Raw genomic sequence first — 706 nt, 5'->3', positions numbered from 1 at the left:
TGTGCTGCCGAAGACGCTGCATGTGGATGAGCCGTCGCCGAAGGTGGACTGGTCGGCCGGCGCGGTGGAGCTGCTGACCGAGGCGCGGGAATGGCCGACGAGCCATGACCGCCCCCGCCGGGCCGCCGTCTCCTCCTTCGGCATCAGCGGCACCAACGCTCACGTCATCCTGGAAGCCGTCGAGCAGAACGCGCCCGAACCGACACCGACAAGCGGGCTCGTACCCCTCGTCCTGTCGGGCAGGACGGCCGAAGCGCTGAGCGCGCAGGCCCGGAGCCTGGCCGTCCATATGGAACTGCACCGTGAACTGAGTCTCAGGGATGTGGCGTATTCGCTGGCGACGACGCGTGCTCGTTTCGATCATCGTGCGGTGGTGGTGGCGGGTTCGGCGGCTGAGGCGCGGGAGCGTCTGATGTCGGTGGAGTCGCGAGCGGTCGTTGCGGGTCGTGTGGGTGTGTTGTTCACGGGTCAGGGGTCGCAGCGGGCCGGTATGGGGCGTGAACTGCACGCCGCTTTCCCGGTGTTCGCGGAGGCTTTCGACGAGGTGTGCGCGGCGGTGGACGGGCATCTTGGCCGGCCGTTGAGGCAGCTGGTCTTCGAGGGCGGGGAGTTGTTGGAGGAGACGCGGTTTGCGCAGCCGGCGTTGTTCGCGGTCGAGGTGGCGTTGTTCCGGTTGGTGGAGTCCTGGGGTGTGCGTGCTGACTAT

At 68.0% G+C, this 706-nt stretch carries 1 protein-coding gene; it reads left to right on the top strand.

All coding sequences use genetic code 11. From position 1 onward, the window contains the following. Window positions 1–706: ketoacyl-synthetase C-terminal extension domain-containing protein (locus IE239_RS41545; protein ID WP_190154620.1), on the top strand; the 706-nt coding region annotated here is incomplete at both ends.

Source organism: Streptomyces humidus (genome assembly GCF_014649655.1).
GTDB lineage: Bacteria > Actinomycetota > Actinomycetes > Streptomycetales > Streptomycetaceae > Streptomyces > Streptomyces humidus.
Note: the sequence above shows the minus strand (reverse complement) of the source record. Positions and strands in the feature narration are given on the sequence as shown.